8 protein-coding genes are annotated in these 9,218 nt (G+C 69.1%); 1 reads left to right on the top strand and 7 read right to left on the bottom strand.

The genetic code is table 11. The features are described from left to right. Both AC04L7_RS06720 and AC04L7_RS06715 read right to left on the bottom strand, forming a co-directional pair. Positions 1–598, bottom strand: a 598-nt coding sequence (locus AC04L7_RS06720; RefSeq protein WP_475512726.1) for an MFS transporter, incomplete at its 3' end; no start/stop codon positions are given. A gap of 201 nt (positions 599–799) precedes the next feature. Beyond that, on the bottom strand, positions 800–1,444 hold the full coding sequence (locus AC04L7_RS06715) for a Pr6Pr family membrane protein (protein ID WP_435997410.1): 645 nt from the start codon (positions 1,442–1,444) through the stop codon (positions 800–802). Positions 1,445–1,545: 101 nt separating this feature from the next. On the opposite strand from AC04L7_RS06715, the gene AC04L7_RS06710 reads away from it, so the two are divergent. Beyond that, a complete protein-coding gene (locus tag AC04L7_RS06710) occupies positions 1,546–2,493 on the top strand; it encodes a DMT family transporter (protein ID WP_296279130.1) in 948 nt (315 codons plus the stop codon). 6 nt (positions 2,494–2,499) lie between these two features. On the opposite strand, the gene AC04L7_RS06705 is transcribed toward AC04L7_RS06710, so the two are convergent. The 5 genes from AC04L7_RS06705 to AC04L7_RS06685 form a co-directional block, all read right to left on the bottom strand. Further along, a complete protein-coding gene (locus AC04L7_RS06705; protein ID WP_435997407.1) occupies positions 2,500–2,922 on the bottom strand; it encodes a universal stress protein in 423 nt (140 codons plus the stop codon). Positions 2,923–3,014: 92 nt separating this feature from the next. Continuing rightward, positions 3,015–4,088, bottom strand: a complete 1,074-nt coding sequence (locus AC04L7_RS06700) for a GGDEF domain-containing protein (protein WP_435997405.1) — start codon at positions 4,086–4,088, stop codon at positions 3,015–3,017. 91 nt (positions 4,089–4,179) lie between these two features. Beyond that, complete coding sequence (locus AC04L7_RS06695) at positions 4,180–4,899, bottom strand: pseudouridine synthase (protein ID WP_435997403.1); 720 nt, start codon at positions 4,897–4,899, stop codon at positions 4,180–4,182. A 37-nt stretch (positions 4,900–4,936) separates the two neighbouring features. Beyond that, positions 4,937–7,360, bottom strand: a complete 2,424-nt coding sequence (locus tag AC04L7_RS06690) for a putative bifunctional diguanylate cyclase/phosphodiesterase (RefSeq protein WP_435997401.1) — start codon at positions 7,358–7,360, stop codon at positions 4,937–4,939. Positions 7,361–7,503: 143 nt separating this feature from the next. Beyond that, on the bottom strand, positions 7,504–9,150 hold the full coding sequence (locus AC04L7_RS06685) for a sensor domain-containing diguanylate cyclase (RefSeq protein WP_435997399.1): 1,647 nt from the start codon (positions 9,148–9,150) through the stop codon (positions 7,504–7,506). Positions 9,151–9,218 lie beyond the last annotated feature (68 nt).

Genomic DNA, 9,218 nt, shown 5'->3' with positions numbered 1-9,218 from the left:
GGAACGGCACGCGCCATACCCACGCCTGCACCTCCGCGGCGCTGTAGCGGGTGTTGATCCATGCGGCCAACAGCGAGCCGATCAGGATGCCGGCGGTCAGTCCGGCGGTCAGCGTGGCGCAGGCGATGCCCACGCGGCTGCGCGGCACATGCTCGGCGACGAACACCCAGGCACCCGGCACTTCACCACCGACCGCGATGCCCTGCACGATCCGCATCGTCAGCAACAGCAACGGCGCCAGTGCACCGACCTGCGCATGCGTGGGCAGCAGGCCGATCAGCAGTGTCGGCACCGACATCATGAAAACGCTGAGCGTGAACATGCGCTTGCGACCCAGGCGGTCGCCGAAATGCGCCATCACGATGCCGCCCAGCGGACGCGCGACGTAGCCGGCGGCGAAGATGCCGTACACCTGCAGCTGCGCCAGCCAGGGTGCGGTGCCGGGCGGGAAGAACAACGCACCCAACGTCTTTGCGAAGAACACGWASAYGACGAAGTCGTAGAACTCCAGCGYGCCGCCSAGCGCRGACAGCCCGAGCGTCTTCGCATCGCGTCGGTTGAAGCGGCGCTGGATCGGAGGCGATGCGGCGGCGGTCATGCGGATGTCCTGAAGGCGCTGCGGTCGTGGCGCGCGAACATCGCACGCCGTACAAGGGCCGTCCAGCGGCGCCCCCTTCTGTAGGAGCGACGTCAGTCGCGACCGTGCATCAAGCCCGCCAGGACACTTGGCAATCCGGGTGACCCCGGGCAATGCAGCCGTGCGTGACCGGTGGTCGTCCGGTCGCGACTGACGTCGCTCCTACAGGGGACTTCTACGCCGGTCGAGCAGCCGATCCAGGCCCACGACGACCAACCCAAGCACCACGAACACGCCCATCACACCCAGCGCATTGACGCCGACCCGTGCCCAGCCGAGCTGGCCCACGTCGATGAAGGGGTACGGGTACTCGCCCACCCACGCGCCGCGCAGGAACACCCAGATGACGTAGCCCAGCGGGAACAGCAGCCACCCGGCGACGTCGCGCCAGCGCAGCGCGCCGTGCGGCACGCAGCTCAGCCACCACGCCCAGTACGCCAGCGGCACTGCGTAGTGCAGGCCGGTGTCGGCCCACCATTGCGCGCCCTGCGGCTGCCACAGGTGGCGCAGGATGAAGAAATAGATGCTGCCGGTAACGCCGATGTAGAGCGCGACCGCACCTCGCACGCCGGCCTGCGCGAAGAAACCCGGACGCCCCGTGGCCGCGGTGAACGCGACCAGCGCCACCGCGATGTTGCTGAGGATGGTGAAGTACGTGACGAACCGTAGCGTTCCCAATGCCACGCCGATGGTGTCCCGCGTCAGCTGCACGAGCAGGATGTACTGCAGCGTCAGCGCCGACAGGGCCAGCAGCCCCACCAGGGCGGCGCAGGTACGGGATGCGACGGGAAGGCGTGCAGGCGACATCGGTCATCCTCGGTCCGCAGTGGCGCCAGCTTGCCACGGCGCGTGCCCGGCCGGGAGTGGTCCCATCGCCAGCCGCGCAGCGCTTCGGCGACAATGGGCGGATGCCGATGACACCGACCGCCAAGGCCCAGCTGCAGATCCACCTGTGCGTGCTGCTGTGGGGCTTCACCCCCATCCTGGGCAAGCTGATCAGCCTGTCGGCCCTGCCGCTGGTGTGGTGGCGCATGCTGATCGTGGTGGCCGCCCTCGCCTTGTTGCCGCGCGTCTGGCGCGGACTGCGCGCCATGTCGCCGAAACTGGTACTGGCCTACTGCGGCATCGGCGCAATCGTGGCGCTGCACTGGCTGACGTTCTATGGCGCCATCAAATTGTCGAACGCATCGGTCGCCGTGACCTGCATCGCCCTGGCGCCGGCCTTCACCTCGGTGATCGAGCCCTGGCTGACGCGTCGCCCGTTCTCGTGGCGCGAACTGCTGTTCGGCATCGCCGTGCTGCCGGGCGTGGCGCTGGTCGTGGGCGGCATTCCCGATGGCATGCGCCTGGGCGTGCTCGTCGGCGCGCTGTCGGCGCTGCTGGTGGCCGTGTTCGGCCCGCTCAACAAGCGCCTGATCGACCACGGCGAGCCGCTGACCATCACCGGCCTGGAACTGGGCGCCGGCACCCTGCTGCTGACCGCGCTCGCCCCGCTGATGCCCATGCTGTTTCCCGCCTTCGCGGGCGACCTGTTCGTGCTGCCCGGACTGAAGGACGGCGCGCTCCTGGTGATCCTGTCGCTGGCCTGCACGTTGCTGCCGTTCGCGCTGTCGCTGGTCGCGCTGAAGCACCTCAGCGCCTACGGCGTGCAGCTGGTGACCAACCTGGAGCCGGTCTACGCCATCGTCCTGGCCATCGTGCTGCTGGGCGAGCAGCGCGAACTGACGCCGCTGTTCTACCTGGGCGTGGGCATCATCCTTGCCGCGGTGTTCCTGCACCCGCTGACCCAGCGTCAGAAGCGCATCGAGCATCCGGAGGTGCTGGGCACCTCCGAGGCCAAGAACATCGTCGACTGACGGTCGTCAGCGCGCGACCAGCACGGGCACCGGACTAGTCGCGATGACTTTCAGCGCGACGGAGCCCACGAACAGTTGCTTAAGCGCGCCACGGCCATGCGTGCCGACGACCACCATGTCCGCCTTCGACGCCTTCGCCTGCTTGACGATGCTCTCCGCCGGCTCACCCACCACGATTTTCTCCACGAACGGGAGTTGGGCGCGCCTGAGTGCCGTGCGTGCCTTCTTCATGGCATAGGCGCCGTTCTCGGCGTGGTAGCGCTCGACGCCGTCGTTGCCGAGTTCGAGCGCGACCGATCGCAGCAGCGGCGGGTCGGCGTACAGCAGGATCACGCTGGGCGGTTCCGCCAGCGACTTGCCGAATTCCACCAGGTGCCGGACGGCCGCCAGGCCGATCTCGCTTCCATCCACGGCCAACAGGATCTTCATCGTCGTGCTCCGCAGGGGGGCGGCCGCACGCTGCGCCGCCGATGCAGGCAGGATGCGACGATCCGCCGCAGTCCGCATTGATCCCGATCAACTCAGGCGGCAGCGGCCACCACGCGGTCGCGGCCGCTGCGCTTGGCCTCGTAGAGGGCCTGGTCGGCGCGGCGGAACAGCGTTTCCGCAGTGTCTTGGCGTTGGCGCGCCGCCAGGCCGATGCTGACGGAGATCGGCAGACCCATCGGCAGCAGGCCCACGCTCTGGCGCATGAATTCGCATTGCAGGCGCGCTTCCTCCAGCGTGGCGCCGGGCATCAGGATGACGAACTCCTCGCCGCCGTGGCGCGCGGCCAGCCCGCGACCGGCCGCCTGCGCCTTCAACATGTCCGCCAGCGCGACCAGCACGCGATCGCCCTCATCGTGGCCATGCAGGTCATTGACGGTCTTGAAGTGGTCGACATCGAGCACCGCGACGGCGAGCGCCTCGCCACTCTGCCCCGCCTTCTGCATCGCAGCGTCGAGCGCGGCGGTGAAGGCCCGCCGGTTGGGCAGGCCGGTCAATGGATCGGTCCTGGTCTGTTCGGACAGGTCGGCGTTCTGCTGCTCCAGCTGGTCCTGGTACAGCTGCATCTGCTGCTCGTACCAGGCCCGCTCGCGCAGCTGGTGACTGAGCTGGCGGCTGACGCGGCGCAGTTCCAGCAGTTGCGTCACTTGCCGCGAAAGCGCCTCGAGCGCCTCGCGCTGGTAGGTCTCCAGTTCGCGCGGCTGGTCGTCCACGACGCACAGCGCACCCAGTGCGTGGCCATCGCCGGACAGCAACGGCGTGCCCGCATAGAAGCGGATGCCGTTCTCGGCCATCACCAGCGGATTGTCGGCGAACCGCGTATCCCGGGTCGCATCGGGCACCACCATCGTGCTGTCGGGCATCAGGATCGCGTGCGCGCAGAACGAGGATTCACGCGAGGGGTCCGGATGCTCGATTCCCACCTGCGCCTTGAACCACTGGCGATCACGGTCGATCAGGGTGACCGCCGCCATCGGCACGCCGCAGATGCCGGCGGCGATGCGCACCAGATCATCGAAGCCGCGCTCAGGCGCGCTGTCCAGGATATCGAAGCTGTAGAGCGCGGCCAGGCGCGCTTCCTCGTTGTCGGGCTTCGGCGGTGGGCTCATGCCGTCAATGCGCGGGGGGACACCGGCGCAGTATGCCGCGATGGTCGCCGCAGGACAGCGTCCACGACGCGACCGCGATCACGCTATCGCGTCACCAGCTTTCCTGCTGCGGCAGCAGTCCGCGCAGTTCCTGGTCGGTGAGGTTGCGCCAGCGGCCGACCTTCAGGTCGCCCAGCCTGACGTTGTCGATGCGCACGCGACGCAGTTGCGTGACTCGGTAGTCGAACGCGGCCGCCATCAGGCGGATCTGCCGGTTGAGGCCCTGGGTCAGGGTGATGCGGAAGCCGAACTTGGCGATCCGGCTGGTCCGGCACGGCAGGGTCATCTGGCCGTGCACGCGCACGCCACGCGCCATGCCGCGCAGGAACTCGTCGGTGACCGGCTTGTTCACCGCCACCAGGTATTCCTTCTCGTGGCGGTTCTCGGCGCGCAGGATCTGGTTGACGATATCGCCGTTGCTGGTCAGCAGGATCAGGCCTTCGGAATCCTTGTCGAGCCGGCCGATCGGGAAGATGCGCTGCTCGTGGCCGATGAAGTCGACGATGTTGTCCTTCACCGACGACTCGGTGGTGCAGGTCACGCCCACCGGCTTGTTCAGCACGATGTACACATGCTTCCGCTTGCCGGCCTTCACCGCGCGCGCCCTGATCGCCTGGCCATCGACACGTACCTCGTCGCCCTCGCCCACGACGGCGCCCACCCCGGCCGCGATGCCATTGACGGTGACGCGGCGCTCGGCGATCAGGCGGTCGGCCTCGCGGCGGGAACAGAAGCCGGTGTCGGCGATGTGCTTGTTGAGGCGGATGGTCATGCGGCCATTATCCGGGATCGGCCGCCCGGCGTGCGCATCATGCGGTTTCGGCGTACGCCGCGGCGGCGGCCACGTCCCCGGCCATCAACTCGTCGAGCGGGCAAGGGACATGGACAGCGTAACCCTGCACGTAGCCGATGCCCACTTCGCGCAGTTGCGCCAGCATGGCCTCGCTCTCCACCCATTCCGCCACCGTGGCCTTGCCCAGCGCCCGGCCCATCTGGCTCATCGAGCGCACCAGCGCCAGGTCTGATTCGCCCCGTGCGAGGTCACGGATGAAGGCGCCGTCGATCTTCAGGATGTCCACCGGCAGCCGTCTGAGGTAGGCGAAGGACGACAGCCCGCTGCCGAAGTCGTCCAGAGCGATGCGGCAACCGCGTTCGCGCATGGCATCGATGAACCGGCAAGCGTCGTCGAGGTTGGCGATCACCGCCGTCTCGGTGATCTCGAAGCACAACCGACGGGCCACGCCCGGCTGCTGGTCCAGCCATTGGCCCACGTACTCGAGGAAGGCCGGATCGGCGACGGACTGCGCGGACACGTTGACATGGCACAGGTCCACGCGCGCGAGGCTCGCGGGATGCCGCGCGAAGAAGCGGCACACCGCCTCGATCACGTACCGATCGACCGCCATGCCCTGGCCGTAGCGTTCCATCGCCGGCAGGAAAACCCCGGGCGCATGCACCGCCCCGTCGCGATCGCGCAGGCGCACCAGCACTTCGTACTGCAAGCCGCTGTCGCCGTCCAGCGCGACGATCCGCTGCGCGTAGAGCAGCAACCGCTCTTCGGCGATCGCCAACTGCGTATTGGCCACCCATTCCAGCTCACGGCGCCGGCGGGACAGGCTGGGGTCGGTGTCGCGGTAGCAGCGGATGCGGTTGCGGCCTTCTTCCTTCGCGACGTAGCAGGCGGCGTCGGCGGCGCGCAGCAGCCAGTCCACGTCGACCGCATCGTCGTTGATCTCGGCGACGCCGATGCTGCAGTTGAGGGCGAACATGCGGCCGTTCCAGCGGAAGGCGTTCTCGCCGAGCGAGGCCTGGATGCGCGCCATCGCCGCTTCCGCCTCGTCCAGCCCGGTGTCGTGCAGCAGCACGGCGAACTCGTCGCCCCCCAGGCGTCCCACCCAGTCGTCGCGACGCAGCTGCGTGGCCACGCGATGGGCGAACTGGCAGAGGAAGCGGTCTCCCGCCTCGTGGCCGCAGGTGTCGTTGACCAGCTTGAACTGGTCCAGGTCGATGAAGCAGAGCGTGTGCCGCCGCCCGCCCGGCACGCCGCCCAGCGCCAGACCCAGCCGTCGTGCGATCTCGCGGCGATTGATGAGGCCCGTGAGCTCGTCGTGGCTGGCCTGGTGGGCGATCTCGCATGCCAGTTCGTGCGCTTCGGAGACGTCTTCGGCCAGCACGAACACCCGTTCGCTGCGGCCGGTGCGGGCGGCGACCACCGATGCCGTCCAGCGCACCCAGCGCACTTCGCCGCCGGGCCGCACGAAGCGGCGCTCGCCGGCATCCCGCAATCGCACCCAGTCGATGACACCGGCGGCATCCACCACCAGGTCGTCCGGGTGCACCACGTCCGCCAGGCGCAACGCACGCAGTTCCTGCAGCGGCCGCCCCAGGATCTGCGCCAGCGCTTCGTTCGCCTGGGTGAACCGTCCTTCGCGGTCGAGCTTGACCATGCCGACCACCGATTGGTGGAAGGCGATGCGGAATTCGCTTTCGGTTTCGCGCACGCGGCGCAGCGTCGTGCGCATCACATGCAATGCGTAGGCGCAGAGCCCGATGAACGCCAGTGCGCTGAGCGCCAGCAGGGCGCGCCGCATGAAATGCGCGCCTTGCGCCAACGAACGCGAGAACGCCAGTTCCTTCGGGCGCAGGCGCGCGTCGATCACCAGCAGCGTCCGCTGGTAGGCAGCCACGTCGTGCGCATCCAGCGGACCCGCCTTCGTCCGCGCTTCCAGCGCATCGGCCACCGCGACCAACTGGTCGATCTCCACTTCGGCCTCGCGCCAGAGCCTGACCGAATCGCGGAAGTAAGGCGCACGCGCCAGCGCGCGGTACATCCAGATCAGGCGATCGATGTCGGCTGGCGCGTTCTGGCCCTGCAGGAAGCCCGCACGGGCGGCCGCGACATCGATCGGTTCGCGTTCCAGCGCCCGGCGGCCCTCACGATCGCCCAACGGCACGCGCAACGCGTCGCGCGCGGCATCCAGGTCGCTTGGGCGACCATGGCTGGCGTACCGGTAGAGTCCCAGCACCGCACGCTGGTGGGCTTTCGACCAGTGGCTCTCGCCGATGATGTAGGCGGTGGCGCCCGCCTGCGTCTCCAGGACGGCAGCGGTCAGCAGCGCGCCCAGCGCGAACAGGACGATGAGCGCTGCCACCCGCGCCGGCAGCCGCTGCAGGCCGCGGTCGTCATGCCGGACGTCGGGCGCGCCCGACGCGGTGGCTTCCCAGTTGTCCACTCCTGCTCCTGTGGGTGTACGCGGACGAAGGGCATCCACGCTGCGCTCCGCGACGGTTCATCGGCCCGTGCGCGGTGCGCTTGAGGGGGATCGCAGGAAAAGGAGCCGCCTTGCCGACCAGTGGTCGTTGCCCGGGGTCGTCGTCAGTGGGCGACGTCGGGTTCGGCATCGACCACGCGATCGCGGCCGGCGCGCTTGGCCCGGTACATGGCCTCGTCCGCCCGGCGCAGCAGCGAGGCCGCGTCGGTGTCTTCGGTGACCAGCGTCGCCAGGCCAATGCTGGCGGTCACCACCAGCCCGTCGATGCCCAGCGCCGCGCCCGCGGCGCTCACCTCGCTGCGCATCGTCTCCAGGCGCGCACGCGCGGTCGCACCGCCGATACCCGGCAGCAGCACCAGGAATTCTTCGCCGCCCATGCGGATCACGTCCGCCGGATCGCGCACGGCCGAGGTGAGCGTGGCCGCGACGGCCACCAGCACGCGGTCGCCTGCCTCGTGCCCGTGCACGTCGTTGATCCGCTTGAACAGGTCGATGTCCAGGAAGCCCACGGCCAGCGTCCCGTCGCCGGTGCGCGCATCGCGCATGTGCTGTTCCAGCCGCTTCAGGCCGGCGCGCCGGTTCGGCAAGCCTGTCAGCCCATCGGTATCGGCCAGTGCGCGCATTTCGTCGCGCTGGCGGCGCAGCTGTCCCAGGCGCAGGTTCAGCACATACGCGCTCACCGTCAGGAACCAGGTGATGGACAGCTGGATGGCCTCCACGCGGTATTCGATCAGCAGGCAGCTGTCGGCCAGGTCCATCACGGCCATGGTCAGGAACGGCAACACGGCCGCGAGCGCCGCCGTCGCGTCGGCGCGGTGGCGGCGCAGCGATGCCAGGCCAAGTGCGAAGACCACCACGCAGCCGGCCACGAATCCGGCGTCCATCGCCATGGCCAGGCGGGACAGGCCGGCCGGCGGCAGCCACGCCGTCGCCATGCCCATCGCGCACAGGGCGGCCGTGATCCACGGCAGCCAGCGCGTGGTGGTCGGCCAGAAGCGCGCGCCCCCCACCAGCAGCCACATCACGTACAGCAGGATCGGCAAGCCGACGCAGGAGAACGCCACCAGCCAGCGGGTTTCCTGCCCATCGACGGGCAGCCAGGGCTCGGGATAGCCGCTCAGTCCGCTCAGCACCGATTGCCCCAATACGCTCAGCGCGCACAGCAGCGTGTAGCCGAAGAACGCGCGGTCGCGCGTGCTCAGGAAGCCCATCAGGGCCATGAACGCCAGCGCGATGGCGATGGCCACGCAGGCGGTGCGCACCAGCAGGCGCGCCGTGTCGAACTGCTGCACAGGGCTGGGTGCGCCGATGCGCACCGTGGGAATCCAGCCCGGCTTCAGCGGCTTTTCCCAGGCGACCTGGATGGGTTCGTGATTACCCGCCGGTGGTACCACCACCATGCCGACGCCGGCGCGGAAGCGCGAATCGCGGGTGCGGGCATCGTGCATCCGACCGCAGATCTCGCGGTCGCCATGGTGCACGCGCACCTCGCCCGCGAAGATGTTGAAGACATTGACCGCCTGCGGCGCCCCCGACCACCCGCCGGGCGGCGCGGGAATCTCGACGCGTTCGGTCAGTCCGGCCTGCATGGCGGGCGTACAGTGACGCTGAGGGGCCTGTTCGGACGTGGGCGCACCGGTCACGAGATAGTCGCGGCCGGACTGGGGGCTCGCCAGCGCCGGGCACGACGCGGTCGCGAGCAGCAGCAGCCACCCCGCGATTCCGCCGATTCGTCCCCTGTTCCCCTTCACTGACACTCCGGTACGTCGCCGCGTCCCGACATCCGGTGTGCTGGCTTGCGTCTACGAAATGCAACTTC

The sequence above is a fragment of the Pseudoxanthomonas sp. LjRoot204_2 genome, from assembly GCF_056175765.1.
This window is presented reverse-complemented; position numbering and strand designations above follow the sequence as displayed.

Bases quoted from the DNA above. Each gene is read 5' to 3' on its own strand.
- AC04L7_RS06715 (WP_435997410.1), bottom strand. From the start codon at position 1,444: ATGTCGCCTGCACGCCTTCCCGTCGCATCCCGTACCTGCGCCGCCCTG.
- AC04L7_RS06705 (WP_435997407.1), bottom strand. From the start codon at position 2,922: ATGAAGATCCTGTTGGCCGTGGATGGAAGCGAGATCGGCCTGGCGGCC.
- AC04L7_RS06710 (WP_296279130.1), top strand. From the start codon at position 1,546: ATGCCGATGACACCGACCGCCAAGGCCCAGCTGCAGATCCACCTGTGC.
- AC04L7_RS06700 (WP_435997405.1), bottom strand. From the start codon at position 4,088: ATGAGCCCACCGCCGAAGCCCGACAACGAGGAAGCGCGCCTGGCCGCG.
- AC04L7_RS06695 (WP_435997403.1), bottom strand. From the start codon at position 4,899: ATGACCATCCGCCTCAACAAGCACATCGCCGACACCGGCTTCTGTTCC.